Origin of the sequence: Stenotrophomonas indicatrix (genome assembly GCA_041545745.1) — a bacterium.
Lineage (GTDB): Bacteria > Pseudomonadota > Gammaproteobacteria > Xanthomonadales > Xanthomonadaceae > Stenotrophomonas > Stenotrophomonas indicatrix_A.
The window spans coordinates 1,768,815-1,785,376 of the sequence record CP168152.1; the positions used below are offsets into that span (position 1 = coordinate 1,768,815).

Here is a 16,562-nt window from a genome sequence, read left to right on the forward strand (position 1 = left end):
CGACCCCGCCTAACATGCAATCCGCGCCCTAGGGCGCGGGCCGCCTGAGCCAACGAGAGCAGCCATGGCCGAGTTTTCACTCCCCAAGAATTCCAAGATCACGAAGGGCAAGCACTTCCCCGCCAAGACCGGCGGCAAGAACGTGCGCACCTTCAAGATCTACCGCTGGAGTCCGGACGACGACAGCAATCCGCGCACCGATACCTATGACGTCGATCTGGACGCCTGCGGCCCGATGGTCCTGGACGCGCTGATCAAGATCAAGAACGAGATCGATCCGACCCTGACCTTCCGCCGCTCGTGCCGCGAAGGTATCTGTGGTTCGTGCGCGATGAACATCGACGGCACCAACACCCTGGCCTGCACCCGAGCCATCTCGGACTGCGGCAAGAAGGAAGTGCCGATCTACCCGCTGCCGCACATGAATGTGGTCAAGGATCTGGTTCCGGACCTGACCCACTTCTACGCGCAGTACGCCTCGATCAAGCCGTGGATCCGCACCCAGACCCCGGCACCGCCGGACCGTGAGCGCCTGCAGTCGCCGGAAGACCGCAAGAAGCTCGATGGTCTGTACGAGTGCATCCTGTGCGCGTGCTGCTCGACAAGCTGCCCGAGCTACTGGTGGAACGGCGAGCGTTACCTGGGCCCGGCGATCCTGCTGCAGGCCTACCGCTGGATCATCGATTCGCGCGACGAGGACACCGGTGCGCGCTTGGACGATCTGGAAGATCCGTTCAAGCTGTATCGCTGCCACACCATCATGAACTGCGCCCGGACCTGCCCGAAGGGCCTGAACCCGGCATTGGCGATCGCCGAGATCAAGAAGCTGATGATGGAACGCCGCGCCTGATACGGCCCGGCTGTACCCGGTAGAGCCACGCCACGCGTGGCTGCACCTCCCAGCAGAGCCACGCCATGCGTGGCTTTGCTGTATCTGGAGAGACACGATGGAAGAAGATGTTCTGTTGAAGAAGCTGCGCTGGCGTTGCCGGCGCGGCATGCGCGAACTGGACCAGTTGTTCGGTCGCTACCTGGACCGCGAATGGAGCAGTGCGCCGACCGAAGAGCGCGAGGTTTTCCTGTTCCTGCTCGATTGCGAGGACGATAAGTTGTGGCGCTGGTTCATGGGCTACGAGGCCTGCCCACATGCGCACGCCGTCCCCCTCATGCACAAGATCCTCGCCCTCAAGCCTTGAGTGGCGCCCGTCGCGGCTGCAGGCCTGCGCACAGCTGAGCGTGCTGCTGGCCGCGCCGTGGCTGTTGCGCGCTTCGGATCTGCCGCCGGCGCACCTTGTTCCCGTACTGATCGGGGTCTGGGTGCTGGGCCTGGCCGAACTGGCGTGGCGCCTGCAGCGGCCCCGCGCCATGCTGCGGCTGCCGCCCCTGCCTGAGCCGCTGCGCGTGGACGGGCAGGATATTCCCGAGCCGCGACTGGTAGTGCGCGGGCCCTGGCTGCTGCTGCAGTGGCGTGATGGCCGGCGTCGCAGGCGCCTGTTGTTCTGGCCGGACGTGCTTGATCGCGTACAACGACGTGAACTGCGACTGGCCGTGGCCGCACGAAGCGTTTCCCGTCGGCCCCGGTCGGTGGCACCATAGGCTGAATCGACTGGCGTGCCTGCATGTTCAAACCCATTCCCGTGGCAATCGGCCTGCGCTACCTGCGCGCCAAGCGCCGCAACGGCTTCATCTCCTTCATTTCGATGGCATCGATCCTGGGCATCGCGCTCGGGGTGACGGTGCTGATCACCACGCTGGCGGTGATGAGCGGTTTCCAGAAGGAAATCCGCAGCCGCCTGCTGCAGATGACCGCACACACCACCATCAGCCGCGACGGTGAACCGATGCCGGACTGGATGCGCGTGGTCGATGTGGCCAGCAAGGATCCGCGCGTGGCCGGTGCTGCGCCGTATATCGAGATCCAGTCGATGATCAGCGGCCCGCGTGTGCAGGGTGCGATCATCCAGGGTATCGATCCGGCGCTGGAGCCGAAGGTGTCGGTGATCGACAAGAAGGTCACCAAGGGCAGCTATGGCAGCCTGACCCCGGGCAGCTTCAACCTGTTGCTGGGCAAGGAACTGGCCGTCTGGCTTGGCGTGGACGTCGGTGACCAGGTGCTGGTGACCTTTGCAGAAGTGCAGGGCACGCCGGCCGGTGCGGTGCCACGGATGAAACGCTTCACCGTCAGCGGCATCTTCGAGGCCGGTTACAACGAAGTCGATCGCGGTGTGGGTTTTGCCAACATGAAAGACCTGGAGCGCGTACTGCGTTCCGATGGCGCCACCGGCGTCCGCCTGAAACTGCATGACATGGACCGCTCGCTGGAGGTGGGCGTGGACCTGGCGCAGAACCTCGGCGGCGCCTATCGGGTCAGCGACTGGACCCAGCAGAACGCCAACCTGTATCACTCGCTGCGCATGGAAAAAGTGGTGATGGGCATCCTGCTCTCGCTGATCATCGCCATGGGCGCGTTCAACCTGGTGTCCTCGCAGGTGATGCTGGTGACCGACAAGCAGGCCGATATCGCGATCCTGCGCACCCTCGGCCTGACCCCGGGCGGAGTGATGCAGGTGTTCATGGTGCAGGGCTCGCTGATCGGCATTTTCGGCACGCTCGCCGGCCTGATCGGCGGCATCACCCTGACCTTGAATCTTGAGCGCATCCTCGGCGCCATCGAGTCCGTGTTCAACGTCAAGCTGCTGCCGGAGGACGTGTACTACATCACCGGCCTGCCCACCGACATGCAGACCAGCGACATCGTGGTGATCACCCTGATCGCGCTGCTGATGAGCTTCCTGGCCACTTTGTATCCCGCCTGGCGGGCAGCACGCACCCAGCCGGCGGAGGCCCTGCGCTATGAATAAGGTCTTCAACCGCGGCGATGAAGTGATCCGTGCCGAAGTACTGGGCAAGACTTACGCTGAAGGGCGCATGCAGACCCCGGTGTTCGATGGCCTGGACCTGACGGTGACCGCAGGCGAGACGGTTGCGATCATCGGCGCCTCCGGTGCCGGCAAGAGCACGCTGCTGCATCTGCTCGGTGGGCTGGATACGCCCACCGCGGGCGAGGTCTATGTCACCGGCCAGCGCATGTCCGCGCTGTCTGATACCTCGCGCGGCCTGCTGCGCAACCAGGCGCTGGGTTTCGTCTACCAGTTCCACCATCTGTTGCCGGAATTCACCGCGCTGGAAAACGTGATGATGCCGGTGATGCTGGCCGGTACAGCGGTGGCGGAGGCCAGCTCGCGCGCCACTGCGCTGCTGGAATCGGTCGGCCTCGGCCATCGCCTGGATCACAAGCCCGGCGAATTGTCCGGTGGCGAACGCCAGCGTGCTGCAGTGGCGCGCGCGTTGGTCAATCACCCGGCCTGCGTGCTGGGTGACGAGCCGACCGGCAACCTGGATGACCGCACGGCCGCGACCGTGTTCGAGCTGATGCTCGAGCTCAATCGTGCCCGCCACACCAGCCTGGTACTGGTCACCCATGACCGCTCGCTGGCGCGACGCCTGGACCGTGTGCTGGAGTTGCGCGAAGGGCGCCTGCACGCGCTGGCCCACGCCGACGTCTGAGCGGGCTGGGCCCGCTTTGGTAGATGCCGACCTTGGTCGGCTGGTCCTGCAGCGCAGGCGCCAACCAAGGTTGGCGGCTACCGCGGTTGCAAGCGATCTGGGACCACCGACCAACGGCTGAACTGGGCCGCCGGCCGTCGCGCCGGCGCTGCATGACTGGGCGCATGATGTACACAGTTCGTCCGTGGAGATCACCATGAAGACCCCGCTGTTGATCGCCGGGCTGTGCCTGGCCCTGGCTGGCTGTGCAACGACTGGCCGCTTGGGCAGTGCCGAGAAGCTGGAGCTGTATCGTGCCCACGCCGGGGCCCCCCAGAAGGACATGCAGTTCTTCGGCAGCCTCAATGGCTGGACCGAACTGGGCGACAGCGCGCTGGCGGTCTGGACCAAGCCCAGCGAAGCCTACCTGCTGGAGCTGAGCGGACCGTGCCCGGATCTGTCCTACGCACCCGCGATCGGCCTGACCAGCCACATGGGGCGTGTCTCGGCGCCGTTCGACAAGGTGCTGGTGCGCGACCCGACCAGTGGCCCGCGCATGCCGTGCTTCATCAAGACCATCCGCAAGCTGGACGTGAAGTCGCTGCGGGCAGAGGAAAAGGAAATGCGCCAGGCGCAGGTGCAGGAACGCGAGGAATCCATGTCGCCCGCGAAGTGATGCGGTAGTGCCGGCCGCTGGCCGGCACCCCGGATGTGCCAGGTTGCCGGCCAGCGGCCGGCACTACCGGGAGTCAGGCCTCGGGTACGAACCCGGCGGGCTTCTCCGCGTCCTTCTCGAACAGGAACTTCACCAGTTCCGTTTCCAGCAATGCGCGATGCTCCGGCTTTCGCGGGGAGAGACGGTTTTCGTTGATCAGCATGGTCTGGTGTGCCAGCCACGCGGTCCAGGCCGGCTTGCCGATGTGGTTGAACACACGCTGGCCCAGCTCGCCCGGGTAAGGCACGAAGTCCAGGCCCTCGGCATCGCGTTGTTCGTACTGGCAGAAGACGGTTCGGGGCATGGCACTCACTCGTGGTTGCGGGATTTCGCGGAGGTTCGCTTGGGGGCCTTGATGGGTGTGCCATCAAGCAGTTTTCGGATAGGGGCTGGCAAACCCAGTACAGACAGTTCGGCGGCGCCGACCCAGCGCAGCGTGGGTTCTTCGACGCGCAGGCCGTGCACCTGCCGTGACAATACCTGCAGATGCAGCTTGTAGTGGCTGAAGGTGTGCTGCAGCACCGGTAGTTCCTCGGCATCTTCCAGCGAACCATCGACGTGCACGTCGAACCAGTCCTGCAGCTCGCTGCCCGCATCGGCCTGCGGAAGCGTCCACAGCTGCGCCCAGATGCCGGTGTCCGGCCGCTTCTGCAGCAGCACGCGCTGCTGCTTGTCGCGCAGCAGCAGGGCCACCGCCTCGCGTTCGGGCAGCACCCTGCTCGGCTTTGCTGTTGGCAGCTCGGCCGTGCGGCCTTCGCGACGGGCCACGCAATCCTCCTGCAGGGGACAGATCACGCAGGCCGGTCTGGACCGGCTGCAGACCGTCGCACCGAGGTCCATCTGCGCCTGGGTGTAGTCGGCCATGCGCGCCGCCGGGACCTGGGCGGCCTGTGCTTCGGCGATGGCCCACAGCTGCTTTTCGACGGCGGGCAGGCCAGGAAAGCCTTCGACGCCGTGATAGCGGCTGAGCACGCGCTTGACGTTGCCGTCGAGGATCGCGAACGGGTCGTTCCAGGCTTGGCTGAGGATCGCGCCGGCGGTACTGCGGCCGATGCCGGGCAGGTCGTGCAGGGCATCGAAATCATGCGGCAGGTCGCCGCCGTGCTCGGCCACGCAGCGCTTGGCGGCGGCATGCAGATTGCGTGCGCGCGCGTAGTAGCCCAGTCCAGCCCACTGCGCCATCACCGCGTCGTTGCTGGCGGCGGCGAGGTCGGGCAGGGTGGGGAAGTGCTGCAGGAAACGGTGGAAGTACGGAATGACCGTTGCCACCTGGGTCTGCTGCAGCATGATCTCGGACAACCAGACCCGATACGGGCTGCGCGGATGCTGCCACGGCAGGTCGTGGCGGCCGTGGTCGTCGAACCAGTGCAGCAGGCGGGCGACGAAGCCGTGCTCAGGAGCTGGCTTGGCGCTGGCGTTCGGCTGGCGGGGCATCGGTACTCCAAGAGGCAGCCACCCATGGGGTGGCTCTACCGGGTTGCAGTAGAGCCACGCCATGCGTGGCTGCGCGGTGTGTCAGGCACCCAGCGCTTCGGGCAACAGGGCGTCGACGAAAGCTTCCGGATCGAACACACGCAGGTCTTCCGGGCGCTCGCCGATGCCGGCGAAACGGATCGGAATGCCGAACTCACGGGCCAGCGCGAACACCACGCCGCCCTTGGCGGTGCCGTCCAGCTTGGTCACCACCAGGCCGGTCACCTTGACCGCGGCATTGAACTGGCGCAGCTGCGAAAGCGCGTTCTGGCCGGTAGTGCCGTCGATCACCATCAGCACTTCGTGCGGCGCGTTCTCGTCGATCTTGCCGAGCACGCGGCGGATCTTGCCCAACTCATTCATCAGCCCGGACTGGGTGTGCAGGCGGCCCGCGGTATCGGCGATCAGAACCGACGTGCCACGGGCCTTGCCGGCCTGCAGTGCGTCGTAGGCGACCGAGGCGGCATCGGCGTTCTGCCCCTGCGCGACCACGGCCACGCCGTTGCGCTCGCCCCAGATCTGCAACTGGGCCACGGCGGCAGCGCGGAAGGTATCGCCAGCGGCCAGCATCAGGCTGTGGCCCTCGTCCTTGAAGCGCTTGGCCAGCTTGCCGATGGTGGTGGTCTTGCCGACGCCGTTGACGCCGACGGTCAGCACCACGAAGGGCTTGGCGTTGCGGTCGATGACCAGCGGCTTGGACACCGGCTGCAGGATTGCGATCAGATCGGCGCGGAGTGCTGCCAGCAGGGCGTTGGCATCGATGAACTCGCGCGCCTTCATGCGCTTGCGCAGGTCAGCGATCAGGTCGGTGGTGGCGGCAACGCCGACGTCGGCGGTCAGCAGCGCGGTCTCGATCTCGTCCAGCAGGTCGTCATCGAGTTTGGGATTACGTGAGAACAGGCCGCCGAAACTGCGGGCGAAAGCGCTGTTGCGCAGGCGCTCGCGCCAGCCGGGCTTGCCGGCCGGGGCAGGCGGGGCATCGACCAGCACCGGCAGGTCGGCGGCGGGGGCGGCCGGTTCCTGCGCGGGGATGACCGGGGCCAGCGGAGCGAGGACCGCAGCGGCGGCGGCCGCTTCGGCTGCGAAGTTCTCCGGCGCCAGCACGCGGTCCGGCGCGGCTTCCGGAATGGCTTCCTGCGGCGGTTCCAGCGTTGCCTGCGGAGCCGGAGCCGGTGCCGCTGACGTTGCGGGCGCAACGACATCGGGAATGGCAGCCGGCACAGGCGCTTCCGCCACGGGCGGTGCTACCGGTGCGGCCGGGGCCTGCTCGGGCGGCGCGGCCGACGGGAATGCCGCCGCCAGCTCTTCAGCCGAGTAGTGCTGGGTCTTGGGCGCGTCCGGTGTGGCGGCGTCCTGGGGCTTCTTGCGGCGGAAAAAACTGAGCATTGGCAAAAGGCGCTGAAATCAGAGGGATATGCTACCACCCGGGCCTGTCTGGCCGGCGTGGACTCAAGGTCGCAGCCGCGCGGCCGTTAACCGGTGCGGAAGGCTGCGTTGGGCGGCCTGGGAGACCGCCGATGAACGATGTGACCGGTGTTGCCCTCAGCGGGATGCGTGCGGCCCAGCGGGGCGTGCAGGTGGCCGCGCACAACGTGGCCAACCTGGCGACCGCGAATGCCCCGCGACTGCAACTGCAGCGCGGAGCGGCAGCGCAGGGTGGGGTGGAGACTCGGGTGATCTCTACTGGTGACACAGGCCCGACCACGCCGCTGGGTGACCTGTTGGCCGCCAAGGCCGAGGTGGTGGCGTTTGCTGCCAACGCTGCGGTGATCCGCCGCGAGGACCAGATGCTGGGCTCGCTGCTGGATCGGCAGGCCTGATCCTACCGGTTCTGGGCGGGCCGGTGGCTGGCCATGAGGGCAATCGTGGCGGCCTGTTTCTGCGGAATACCAACCTCGCCGTGCTTCTGAGGACAACCGCGATGCGCCTTGGTAGGTGCCAACCTTGGTTGGCACGCTTTTGCAGTCGAACCATGCTCGGCAGCTTTTCAAGTGCCAACCAAGGTTGGCACCTGCCAGGGCAGCGACAGCGCCAACCAAGGTTGGCCTCTACCGGGGCAATGGCGGTGCCAACCGGGGTTGGCACCCTCCAGGCTGGGCGATCCCGGCATCGATCAGGCCGACAGTTCCAGCAGCAGCTTGTTCAGACGGGCCACGTACGCACCCGGATCCTTCAGGCTGTCGCCGGCGGCCAGTGCGGCCTGGTCGAACAGCACCCGGCCCAGGTCGTCGAAACGTGCGCCATCGGCTTCGGCATCAAGCTTGGCGATCAGCGGATGACCCGGATTGATCTCCAGTACCGGCTTGCTGTCGGGCACCTTCTGGCCGCTGGCTTCCAGGATCTGGCGCATCTGCAGGCCCAGGTCCTGTTCGCCGATGGCCAGCACCGCCGGCGAATCGGTCAAGCGGTGTGACACGCGCACTTCGGCCACGTCATCGCCGAGTACGTTCTTCAGGCGCTCGACCAGGCCCTGCTTGTCCTTCGCCGCTGCTTCCTGCTCCTGCTTGTCTGCTTCGCTTTCCAGCGCGCCCAGGTCGAGGTCGCCGCGGGCGATGTCGACGAAGCCCTTGCTGTCGAAATCGGTCAGGTAGCCCATCAGCCACTCGTCGATGCGATCGGTCAGCAGCAGGACTTCGATGCCCTTCTTGCGGAACACTTCCAGATGCGGGCTGTTGCGCACCTGGCTGTAGCTCTCGCCGGTCAGGTAATAGATCTTGTCCTGGCCTTCGGCCATGCGACCGATGTAATCGGCCAGCGACACGGTCTGTGCATCGGCCTCGCCACGGGTGGAGGCGAAGCGCAGCAGGCCGGCGACCTTCTCACGGTTGTTGTAGTCCTCGGCCGGGCCTTCCTTCAGCACCTGGCCGAATTCCTTCCAGAACGCGGCGTACTGTTCGGGCTTGTCGTTGGACAGCTTCTCCAGCATGTCCAGCGAACGCTTGGTCAGCGCCGCCTTCATCGAATCGATGACCGGGCCGGACTGCAGGATTTCGCGCGAGACATTCAGTGACAGGTCGTTGGAATCGACTACGCCCTTGATGAAGCGCAGGTACAGCGGCAGGAACTGCTCGGCCTGGTCCATCACGAATACGCGCTGCACGTACAGCTTCAGGCCCTTGGGCGCATCGCGGTGGTACAGGTCGAACGGCGCACGGCCCGGCACGTACAGCAGCGAGGTGTACTCCAGCTTGCCTTCAACCTTGTTGTGGCTCCACGCCAGCGGGTCGCTGTGGTCGTGGGCGACGTGCTTGTAGAACTCGGTGTACTCCGCATCGCTGATCTCGGTGCGCGGGCGGGTCCACAGCGCGCTGGCGCGGTTGACGGTTTCCCATTCGACGGCAGCACCTTCTTCGCCGCCTTCCTTGGGCATCTGGATCGGCAGGCCGATGTGGTCGGAGTACTTCTTGAGGATGCTGCGCAGGCGCCAGCCGTCGGCGAAGTCGTGCTCGCCATCCTTCAGGTGCAGGACGATACGGGTGCCGCGCTCGGCCTTGTCGATGGTGGCAACGTCGAAATCGCCTTCGCCACGCGAGGTCCAGCGCACGCCTTCATTGGCTGCCAGGCCGGCGCGACGCGAGGTGACTTCGACCTCATCGGCGACGATGAAGGCGCTGTAGAAGCCGACGCCGAACTGGCCGATCAGCTGCGAATCCTTCTTCTGGTCGCCGGACAGCTGGCGCAGGAAGTCGCCGGTGCCGGACTTGGCGATGGTGCCGAGGTGGGTGATGGCATCGGCGCGGCTCATGCCAATGCCGTTGTCTTCGATGGTGATGGTGTGGGCGGCCGGATCGAAGCTGACGCGCACGCGAAGCTCGCTGTCGCCTTCCAGCAGGGCCGGCTGGGTCAGGGCCTCGAAGCGCAGCTTGTCGGCGGCGTCGGCGGCATTGGAGACCAGCTCGCGGAGGAAGATTTCCTTGTTGGAGTACAGCGAGTGGATCATCAACTGCAGCAGCTGCTTGACTTCGGTCTGGAAGCCAAGGGTTTCGGTCTGGATCGTCTCGGTCATCGGTTAGGGCTCCATGTGCAATGCCGCGCAAGCGCGTGCGGCCTCGCCAAGGGGTAAGGGTGATTGTCCCGAAATCAAGGGGTTGGTCGGCCGGGCTGCGCCCGGCACCCGCCGAGGCCAAATCAACAGCAACAGCGGGCATTCCATGGGATGGCGGGGCGGTGTGGGTGGGCAGGACACGCCGTAAACCCATCCATGGGGCTCGATGGCGCCATCCATGGCGCCAACGGTCCAGCCCACCCACACCGCCCCGCCTTCGACAGATCGTCGCGACCTGCAGTAGATCCACGCCATGCGTGGATGAAATCTCTCAGATATCGAAACCCCACGAGCCGTTCCGACAGATCGCAGGAAACTGTCGAAGGCGGGGTGGGTCCGGTTGAGGGGGCGTGAGCCGCATGGATGCGGCGACCGAGCTTACATGGACGTACTTGCAGCGGCCCCCTCAACCGGACCCACCCCGCCAACCCACAGGAAACCAACTTTTGACGTTGCTTCGGCCTCTGCGGGTGCCGGGCCCAGCCCGGCCGAACTACAATCCCGCTCATGCTGAAATTCTCGAATACCTCCCGCCGGGGGCGCCGATGAGCGGCCGTGGTGGCAATGACGGCCAGGTCCGCATCATCGGCGGGCGTTGGCGCAATACCCGGCTGCCGGTGCCAACCCTGCCGGGCCTGCGGCCCAGCAGCGACCGCGTGCGTGAGACCCTGTTCAACTGGCTGATGCCCAAGCTGGGCGGGGCACGCGTGCTGGACCTGTTCGCCGGCAGCGGCGCGCTGGGCCTGGAGGCCGTCTCGCGCGGTGCCGCGCATGCGACCTTGGTCGAGCGCGATGCGCAACTGGCGCGCAATCTGTCTGCTGCCGTGGCCAAACTGCAGGCCACCGACCAGATCACGGTCGCCCAGGCCGATGCGCTGCGCTGGCTGCAGGCCGCGTCGGCGCAGCAGGCGGATCTGGTGTTCGTCGACCCGCCGTTTGCCGATGGCCTGTGGCAGGACGTGCTGGCCCAACTGCCGCGGCATCTGGCCGCCGATGCCTGGCTGTACCTGGAGTCGCCGGCCAGCCACGTGCCGGTGCTGCCCCCGGAATGGCTGCTGCACCGCGATGGCAGCACCCGCGAGGTGCGCTTTGCCCTGTACCGCCGTGCCGCTGCTACACTTTGACCTCATCTGAACATCTGCAACCGCCCATGACCGTGGCCAACCGCCGCATCGCCGTCTATCCCGGCACGTTCGACCCCATCACCAACGGTCATATCGACCTGGTGAGCCGGGCCGCGCCGCTGTTTGAAAAGGTCGTGGTGGGCGTGGCGCAGAGCCCCTCGAAGGGGCCGGCACTGCCGCTGGAACAGCGCGTGCAGCTGGCGCGTGGCGCCCTGGGCCACCACAGCAACGTCGAGGTCATCGGCTTCGATACGCTGCTGGCCCATTTTGTACGTTCGGTGCAGGGCGGTGTGCTGCTGCGCGGACTGCGCGCGGTGTCCGATTTCGAGTACGAATTCCAGATGGCGAGCATGAACCGCCACCTGATTCCGGAGGTCGAGACCCTGTTCCTGACCCCGGCCGAGCAGCACAGCTTCATCTCGTCCTCGCTGGTCCGCGAGATCGCACGCCTGGGGGGCGATGTGTCCGGCTTCGTGCCGGCCGCCGTGCTCGAGGCGCTGCGCAAGGTCCGCGAAGCGAAGTCGGCGCAGTCGTAAGCCCCGGCCCGCAGTAGATCCTGTAGTACCACGCACCCCATTACGCACACCAACACGCAACATTCCGGGAGGAAACCCATGAACAACACCATGCGCGCGATGCTGATCGCCTCGTTTGCCCTGGCTTTCACCGCCTGCAAGAAGGAAGAAGCCGCTCCGGTCGACGAAGCCAAGCAGGCGCTGGTCGCCCCGGCCAAGGAAGACGACGCAGGCTGGAAGAAGTACCTGCAGGAAGTGGCCATCCAGAACATGGGCAACATCACCAACAGCCCGTTCCTGTACTACCTCTCGCCGGAAACCGACCCGGACTTCCAGGCCAAGTACGAGCGCCAGACCGAAAGCGCGACCCAGGCCGTGGCCCGTGGCGTGCAGCCGGGCAACATGCTGGCCTTCGGTTCGTCGGCCTCGGGCAAGATGGCTGACATGATCCAGGTCGTGTTCAAGGACGTCTCGCCGGATTCCATGAAGGGCGTGCGCGTCGTCTTCATCGGCCAGTCCGCCGACAACGCCCGCGTGCAGGCCGTGGTCCAGCCGACCGGTGCCGAGTACATTTTCGTCGAAGCCAAGTAAGACCGAGCCGAGGCGGTCGTGCTGCGGCACGACCCGGGCGGCGCCCTGCGATGGGCGCCGCTGATGACCTGACCGGCCCGCGCGCCCGCGCAGGCCGGTCCTTGTCCCAAGGCGCGGGCGTGGAGTATCGCCATGTCGCTGAAAATCAATGAGCTCTGCGTCAACTGTGACGTATGCGAGCCGGCCTGCCCGAACCAGGCCATCACGATGGGTGAAACCATCTACGTGATCGACCCCGCCCGCTGTACCGAGTGCGTGGGCCATTTCGACGAACCGCAGTGCGTGGTCGTCTGCCCGGTCGAGTGCATCGACCCCGATCCGGATATCGTCGAAACCGAAATCGAGCTGCTGGCCAAGTTGCGCCAACTGCAGCACGATCATCCCGAACTCTATGCGGAGCCCCCATCCGAATGAAGCCGTTCGCCCGCCCCCTGTTGTTGCTCGGCCTGCTGCTGAGCCCCCTTGCCTGGGCTGATGCCCCGGCCCGCGCCGAGCGCCCTGATGGCGCCGCCATCGCCAGCGGCCACGCTTTGGCCACCCAGGCTGGTGTCGACATCCTGGCCCAGGGCGGCAACGCCTTCGACGCGGCGGTGGCGGTGTCCTCCACCCTGGCCGTGGTCGAGCCGATCAGTTCCGGACTGGGCGGTGGCGGCTTCTTCCTGCTGCATGATGCGGCCACCGGCAAGGACGTGATGCTGGACGCGCGCGAGACCGCGCCGGCCGCGGCCACGCCGCAGGCCTTCCTCGACAAGAAGGGTGACCTGGACCGCGACCGCTCGGTCAACGGCCCGTGGTCGGCCGGTATTCCGGGCCTGCCGGCGGCGCTGGTCGAACTGTCGGCCAAGCACGGCAAGCTGCCGCTGTCAGCGTCGTTGCAGCCGGCGATCCGCATCGCGCGTGAAGGCTTCCCGGTCTATGAGCGCATGGCCAAGGGCTATGCCTCGCGCCGTGAAGTGATGGAGCGTTATCCCGGCACGCGCGAGGTCTACCTGCGCAATGGCAAGCCGATCGCCACCGGTGACCTGTTCAAGCAGCCGGAGCTGGCGCAGACCCTGGAACGCTTGGCAGCCGGCGGCTTCGATGGCTTCTACAAGGGCCAGACCGGCAAGCTGCTGCTGGCCGGCGTGAAGCAGGCCGGTGGCAAGTGGACCGCCGAGGAACTGGCCGGCTACCGCGTCAAGCAGCGCGCGCCGATCGTCTTCAACTACAACGGCTGGAAGATCACCACCGCGCCGCCGCCGTCTTCCGGTGGCATCGCGCTGGCCAGCATGCTGCAGATCCTGGAAGGCTGGGACATCAAGCAGATGGATGCGGCGCACCGCACCCATCTGGTGGTCGAGTCGATGCGCCGTGCCTACCGCGACCGCACCTTCTTCCTCGGCGATCCGGATTTCGTGCAGATCCCGCAGAAGGTGCTGGCCAGCAAGGACTACGCGCAGGGCCTGCGTGCGACCATCCACCCGGAAAAGGCTACCCCCAGCGACCTGCTGTCGGGCAACCCGACGCCGCTGGAAGATGACGAGACCACCCATTTCTCGATCATCGACCGTGACGGCAACCGTGTCGGCGCCACCCAGACCGTCAACCTGCTGTATGGCTCGGGCCTGATTCCGAAGGGCACCGGCGTGCTGCTGAACAATGAGATGGACGACTTCGCGCTGAAGCCGGGCACACCCAACGCCTTTGGCGTGATGGGGTACGCCGCCAATGCACCGAAAGCGGGCAAGCGCATGCTCAGTTCGATGACGCCGACGTTCATGGAGAACGACGACAAGGTGATCGTGCTGGGCACGCCTGGTGGCAGCCGCATCATCACCATGGTGCTGCTGGGCATCCTCGGCTACGACGCTGGCCTGGATGCGCAGCAGGTCGCTGCGCTGCCGCGCTACCACCACCAGTGGCTGCCGGACCTGATCGAAGCGGAAAGCAATGCTTTCGACGCTGGCACCATCAAGCAGCTGCAGGCGATGGGCCACAAGATCGACCTGCCGGGCGAGGTCGCTGCCGGTGGCCGTGGCTCCAGCCATGTGTGGGGCAACCTGCAGACGGTGGAGTGGGACCGCAAGGCCAACAAACTGTTTGGTGGCAGCGACCCGCGCAACCCGGTCGGCAGTGCCCAGGTTGTGCCGGCTCCCTGATCCGGCGGTAGCGGCGGGCCATGCCCGGCGGACACAACCCTGAGAACCCCGCCCGCAACGGCGGGGTTTTTCATTTTCCCGCTAGCGATTATTTAACGAGCGGCGACCGATAATTGCGCCATGAAACTATGGTCGATCCGCGGTAATACCCAGCGCCTGGACGGCGGTGCGATGTTCGGCAACGCACCGCGTGCGTTGTGGGAGAAATGGGCAGCACCGGATGAGCTCAATCGCATCGAGCTGGCCTGTCGTGCGTTGTTGGCGAGCCCGCTGGAAGGCAAGACGGTGCTGTTCGAAACCGGCATCGGTGCGTTTTTCGATCCGCGCATGCGCGAGCGCTATGGCGTGCAGGAAAGCCAGCATGTGCTGATTGATTCACTGCGCGAAGCCGGCTTCGAGCACGAAGACATCGACGTGGTGGTGCTCAGCCATCTGCATTTCGATCATGCCGGTGGCCTGCTGGCGGCGTGGCGCGAAGGCCGTGAACCGGAACTGCTGTTCCCCAATGCGACATACGTGGTTGGTGCGCAGCATTGGCAGCGTGCGTTGCAGCCGCACCCGCGCGACCGTGCCAGTTTTATTCCGGAACTGCCTGGCCTGCTGCAGGCCAGTGGGCGCCTGGAAGTGGTGGACGGTGAATATTCGAAGGTGCTCGGCCACAGCGTGCGTTTCAGCTATAGCGACGGCCACACGCCGGGGCTGATGCTGGCCGAGATCGTCGGGCAGGCACGTGCAGGCGAGGGGGCGCACGGCGGCGTGGTGTTCTGCGCCGATCTGATTCCCGGTCGTTCGTGGGTGCACGTGCCGATCACGATGGGCTACGACCGCAATGCCGAACTGCTGATCGACGAGAAGCGGCAGTTCCTGGAGGACAAGCTGGCGCGCAACGTGCATCTGTTCTTCACTCACGACCCGCAGGTTGCGCTGGCGCAGGTCGGGCGGGATGAGAAGGGGCGTTTCGTTACGCTGCATGAGCAGGGCGAGCTGAAGGCGCGGGCGTTGGGGTGAGGTTTGCCGGCAGGGCTGCGCCCTGCACCTGCCGAATCAACGGCAACAGCAACAGCGGGCTATCCGTGGGTTGGCGGGGCGGTGTCGTATTGCGGGGACGCCGCAAGTACGTCCGTGTAGGCTTGGCAGCCGCATCCATGCGGCTGACACCCCGCAATCCGACACCGCCCCGCCTTCGACAGTTTTCCGGTGGCCAGTAGATCCACGCCATGCGTGGATGGGACTTCCTTCAGTAGATCCACGCCATGCGTGGATGGGGCCTTTCTTCGCCGTGCTTACGATGCTCTCAGGCAGCTGCTCATGAAGGTCTTGCGGGCTTCGTCGGCGAGCTTCTTGGTCGCGGCGTCGGCGTTGCACTTCTTCATGCGGTCCTCCGGCGTGGCAGGGGCTGCCGGGGCGGCTGCGTGCGAGCTCAGGCATGCGCTCTGCGCGGACTTGTAGGCGTCGCCTTTCAGCCCCTTGTTCTTGGCCGAACAGTCGGCCATGCGCTCAGGAATGATGCTCTCACGGCGCCTCCAGGGCAGGGCGGGTGCGCGGAGCATTCGCCCGTCGCCGCAAGGCCGGTGTGAACGTGCCTGGAGCAGGTGGAGCACTTTCGTTTCGAAAGCGCTCCGACCCTGGCTGATCTCAGCCCACGCGGGTGCCGAAGATGCGGTCACCGGCATCACCCAGGCCCGGCAGGATATAGCCCTTGTCGTTGAGCTGCGCATCGATCGCGGCGGTGTAGATCTCCACGTCCGGGTGCACGGCCTTGACCGCTTCGATGCCCTCCGGCGCGGCAACCAGGAAGATGCCCTTGATACGGCGTGCACCGGCGCGCTTGAGCATGTCGATGGTGGCGATCAGGGTGCCGCCGGTGGCCAGCATCGGGTCGAGGATCAGCGCATCGCGCTCTTCCAGTCGGCCGGTCAGGCGCTCGAAGTAGGGCACCGGCTGCAGGGTTTCTTCATCGCGCTGCAGGCCGACCACGCTGACACGGGCGGCCGGGATCAGCGACAGCACACCGCTGAGCATGCCCAGGCCAGCGCGCAGGATCGGCACCACGGTGATCTTGGCGCCGGCGATGCGCTGCACGGTAACCGGACCGGACCAGCCCGGCAGGGTGTGAGGCTCGGTTTCCAGGTCGGCGGTGGCCTCGTAAGCCAGCAGCGTGCCCAGTTCGTTGGCCAGTTCGCGGAAATCCTTGGTGCTGAGCGCGGCGTTGCGCATCAGGCCGATCTTGTGCTGCACCAGCGGGTGGCGCACTTCGACGATCTTCATGGGAGGGTCTGGGAAGAGGGGAGGCCCCCATTTTGCCTGAACCCAATGCCGAAGCCGAATGCGTGGCAGGCACGTTGTTCCGGCCCCCGCACCACCGGTGTCATGTCCATGCAACCTGCCGGACATACCGTGCTGACCCAATCTTTA

General features: G+C 66.0%; 19 protein-coding genes. 13 read left to right on the forward strand and 6 right to left on the reverse strand.

Annotated features, from left to right (window positions below; all coding sequences use genetic code 11):
• Window positions 1–64 precede the first annotated feature (64 nt).
• From ACEF39_RS08230 to ACEF39_RS08255, 6 genes are all read left to right on the forward strand, one after another.
• Entirely contained in the window at window positions 65–850 is a 786-nt protein-coding gene (locus tag ACEF39_RS08230; protein WP_025878815.1) for a succinate dehydrogenase iron-sulfur subunit, read from the forward strand.
• Window positions 851–947: 97 nt separating this feature from the next.
• Window positions 948–1,196, forward strand: a complete 249-nt coding sequence (locus tag ACEF39_RS08235) for an FAD assembly factor SdhE (RefSeq protein WP_089240366.1) — start codon at window positions 948–950, stop codon at window positions 1,194–1,196.
• On the forward strand, window positions 1,147–1,596 hold the full coding sequence (locus tag ACEF39_RS08240) for a hypothetical protein (RefSeq protein ID WP_500287589.1): 450 nt from the start codon (window positions 1,147–1,149) through the stop codon (window positions 1,594–1,596). Before ACEF39_RS08235 ends, ACEF39_RS08240 begins: the two co-directional genes overlap by 50 nt.
• A 23-nt stretch (window positions 1,597–1,619) precedes the next feature.
• Entirely contained in the window at window positions 1,620–2,861 is a 1,242-nt protein-coding gene (locus tag ACEF39_RS08245; protein WP_500287590.1) for a lipoprotein-releasing ABC transporter permease subunit, read from the forward strand.
• Window positions 2,854–3,567 (forward strand): lipoprotein-releasing ABC transporter ATP-binding protein LolD, encoded by a 714-nt coding sequence (lolD, locus tag ACEF39_RS08250; protein ID WP_500287591.1) that lies wholly within the window; start codon window positions 2,854–2,856, stop codon window positions 3,565–3,567. Before ACEF39_RS08245 ends, lolD begins: the two co-directional genes overlap by 8 nt.
• 196 nt (window positions 3,568–3,763) lie before the next feature.
• Window positions 3,764–4,222: a DUF6491 family protein gene (locus ACEF39_RS08255; RefSeq protein ID WP_500287592.1), complete on the forward strand. Its 459-nt coding sequence runs from the start codon at window positions 3,764–3,766 to the stop codon at window positions 4,220–4,222.
• 73 nt (window positions 4,223–4,295) lie between these two features.
• Here ACEF39_RS08255 and ACEF39_RS08260 read toward each other — a convergent pair whose 3' ends face one another.
• The 3 genes from ACEF39_RS08260 to ftsY all read right to left on the reverse strand — a co-directional run bounded on the left by ACEF39_RS08260 (window position 4,296) and on the right by ftsY (window position 7,120).
• Window positions 4,296–4,565: an oxidative damage protection protein gene (locus ACEF39_RS08260; protein ID WP_132825380.1), complete on the reverse strand. Its 270-nt coding sequence runs from the start codon at window positions 4,563–4,565 to the stop codon at window positions 4,296–4,298.
• 5 nt (window positions 4,566–4,570) lie between these two features.
• The gene (gene mutY / locus ACEF39_RS08265) at window positions 4,571–5,695 is read right to left on the reverse strand and encodes an A/G-specific adenine glycosylase (RefSeq protein WP_500287593.1); all 1,125 of its coding nucleotides are present in this window, start codon (window positions 5,693–5,695) and stop codon (window positions 4,571–4,573) included.
• An 81-nt stretch (window positions 5,696–5,776) separates the two neighbouring features.
• Complete coding sequence (gene ftsY, locus ACEF39_RS08270; protein WP_500287594.1) at window positions 5,777–7,120, reverse strand: signal recognition particle-docking protein FtsY; 1,344 nt, start codon at window positions 7,118–7,120, stop codon at window positions 5,777–5,779.
• A gap of 131 nt (window positions 7,121–7,251) precedes the next feature.
• Between ftsY and ACEF39_RS08275 the strand changes: the two genes are divergently transcribed.
• A complete protein-coding gene (locus ACEF39_RS08275) occupies window positions 7,252–7,554 on the forward strand; it encodes a hypothetical protein (RefSeq protein WP_500287595.1) in 303 nt (100 codons plus the stop codon).
• Between the two features lie 293 nt (window positions 7,555–7,847).
• Here the strand turns inward: ACEF39_RS08275 and htpG are convergent, their stop codons facing one another.
• The gene (htpG, locus tag ACEF39_RS08280; protein WP_500287596.1) at window positions 7,848–9,740 is read right to left on the reverse strand and encodes a molecular chaperone HtpG; all 1,893 of its coding nucleotides are present in this window, start codon (window positions 9,738–9,740) and stop codon (window positions 7,848–7,850) included.
• Between the two features lie 584 nt (window positions 9,741–10,324).
• Here htpG and rsmD point away from each other — a divergent pair.
• From rsmD to ACEF39_RS08310, 6 genes are all read left to right on the forward strand, one after another.
• Window positions 10,325–10,903, forward strand: a complete 579-nt coding sequence (rsmD, locus tag ACEF39_RS08285) for a 16S rRNA (guanine(966)-N(2))-methyltransferase RsmD (protein ID WP_500287597.1) — start codon at window positions 10,325–10,327, stop codon at window positions 10,901–10,903.
• Window positions 10,904–10,929: 26 nt separating this feature from the next.
• Window positions 10,930–11,439 (forward strand): pantetheine-phosphate adenylyltransferase, encoded by a 510-nt coding sequence (coaD, locus tag ACEF39_RS08290; RefSeq protein ID WP_008267036.1) that lies wholly within the window; start codon window positions 10,930–10,932, stop codon window positions 11,437–11,439.
• A gap of 78 nt (window positions 11,440–11,517) precedes the next feature.
• The gene (locus ACEF39_RS08295) at window positions 11,518–12,009 is read left to right on the forward strand and encodes a hypothetical protein (RefSeq protein ID WP_089240385.1); all 492 of its coding nucleotides are present in this window, start codon (window positions 11,518–11,520) and stop codon (window positions 12,007–12,009) included.
• Between the two features lie 132 nt (window positions 12,010–12,141).
• Complete coding sequence (locus tag ACEF39_RS08300) at window positions 12,142–12,423, forward strand: YfhL family 4Fe-4S dicluster ferredoxin (protein ID WP_025878828.1); 282 nt, start codon at window positions 12,142–12,144, stop codon at window positions 12,421–12,423.
• Window positions 12,420–14,147, forward strand: coding sequence for a gamma-glutamyltransferase (gene ggt / locus ACEF39_RS08305; RefSeq protein ID WP_500287598.1), 1,728 nt, complete (start codon window positions 12,420–12,422; stop codon window positions 14,145–14,147). The genes ACEF39_RS08300 and ggt overlap by 4 nt, the downstream gene beginning before the upstream one ends.
• Window positions 14,148–14,267: 120 nt before the next feature.
• A complete protein-coding gene (locus ACEF39_RS08310; protein WP_500287599.1) occupies window positions 14,268–15,155 on the forward strand; it encodes an MBL fold metallo-hydrolase in 888 nt (295 codons plus the stop codon).
• A 275-nt stretch (window positions 15,156–15,430) separates the two neighbouring features.
• Here the strand turns inward: ACEF39_RS08310 and ACEF39_RS08315 are convergent, their stop codons facing one another.
• Together ACEF39_RS08315 and upp are read right to left on the reverse strand one after the other, a co-directional pair.
• Window positions 15,431–15,697: a PsiF family protein gene (locus ACEF39_RS08315; RefSeq protein ID WP_500287600.1), complete on the reverse strand. Its 267-nt coding sequence runs from the start codon at window positions 15,695–15,697 to the stop codon at window positions 15,431–15,433.
• A gap of 85 nt (window positions 15,698–15,782) precedes the next feature.
• Window positions 15,783–16,415, reverse strand: a complete 633-nt coding sequence (upp, locus tag ACEF39_RS08320) for a uracil phosphoribosyltransferase (RefSeq protein WP_025878832.1) — start codon at window positions 16,413–16,415, stop codon at window positions 15,783–15,785.
• Window positions 16,416–16,562 lie beyond the last annotated feature (147 nt).

Bases quoted from the DNA above. Each gene is read 5' to 3' on its own strand.
- rsmD (WP_500287597.1), top strand. From the start codon at position 10,325: ATGAGCGGCCGTGGTGGCAATGACGGCCAGGTCCGCATCATCGGCGGG.
- ftsY (WP_500287594.1), bottom strand. From the start codon at position 7,120: ATGCTCAGTTTTTTCCGCCGCAAGAAGCCCCAGGACGCCGCCACACCG.
- coaD (WP_008267036.1), top strand. From the start codon at position 10,930: ATGACCGTGGCCAACCGCCGCATCGCCGTCTATCCCGGCACGTTCGAC.
- htpG (WP_500287596.1), bottom strand. From the start codon at position 9,740: ATGACCGAGACGATCCAGACCGAAACCCTTGGCTTCCAGACCGAAGTC.
- ACEF39_RS08275 (WP_500287595.1), top strand. From the start codon at position 7,252: ATGAACGATGTGACCGGTGTTGCCCTCAGCGGGATGCGTGCGGCCCAG.
- ACEF39_RS08310 (WP_500287599.1), top strand. From the start codon at position 14,268: ATGAAACTATGGTCGATCCGCGGTAATACCCAGCGCCTGGACGGCGGT.
- ACEF39_RS08260 (WP_132825380.1), bottom strand. From the start codon at position 4,565: ATGCCCCGAACCGTCTTCTGCCAGTACGAACAACGCGATGCCGAGGGC.
- ACEF39_RS08300 (WP_025878828.1), top strand. From the start codon at position 12,142: ATGTCGCTGAAAATCAATGAGCTCTGCGTCAACTGTGACGTATGCGAG.
- ACEF39_RS08230 (WP_025878815.1), top strand. From the start codon at position 65: ATGGCCGAGTTTTCACTCCCCAAGAATTCCAAGATCACGAAGGGCAAG.
- ACEF39_RS08245 (WP_500287590.1), top strand. From the start codon at position 1,620: ATGTTCAAACCCATTCCCGTGGCAATCGGCCTGCGCTACCTGCGCGCC.
- ACEF39_RS08235 (WP_089240366.1), top strand. From the start codon at position 948: ATGGAAGAAGATGTTCTGTTGAAGAAGCTGCGCTGGCGTTGCCGGCGC.
- ACEF39_RS08315 (WP_500287600.1), bottom strand. From the start codon at position 15,697: ATGCTCCGCGCACCCGCCCTGCCCTGGAGGCGCCGTGAGAGCATCATT.
- mutY (WP_500287593.1), bottom strand. From the start codon at position 5,695: ATGCCCCGCCAGCCGAACGCCAGCGCCAAGCCAGCTCCTGAGCACGGC.
- ggt (WP_500287598.1), top strand. From the start codon at position 12,420: ATGAAGCCGTTCGCCCGCCCCCTGTTGTTGCTCGGCCTGCTGCTGAGC.
- ACEF39_RS08240 (WP_500287589.1), top strand. From the start codon at position 1,147: ATGCGCACGCCGTCCCCCTCATGCACAAGATCCTCGCCCTCAAGCCTT.
- upp (WP_025878832.1), bottom strand. From the start codon at position 16,415: ATGAAGATCGTCGAAGTGCGCCACCCGCTGGTGCAGCACAAGATCGGC.
- lolD (WP_500287591.1), top strand. From the start codon at position 2,854: ATGAATAAGGTCTTCAACCGCGGCGATGAAGTGATCCGTGCCGAAGTA.
- ACEF39_RS08255 (WP_500287592.1), top strand. From the start codon at position 3,764: ATGAAGACCCCGCTGTTGATCGCCGGGCTGTGCCTGGCCCTGGCTGGC.
- ACEF39_RS08295 (WP_089240385.1), top strand. From the start codon at position 11,518: ATGAACAACACCATGCGCGCGATGCTGATCGCCTCGTTTGCCCTGGCT.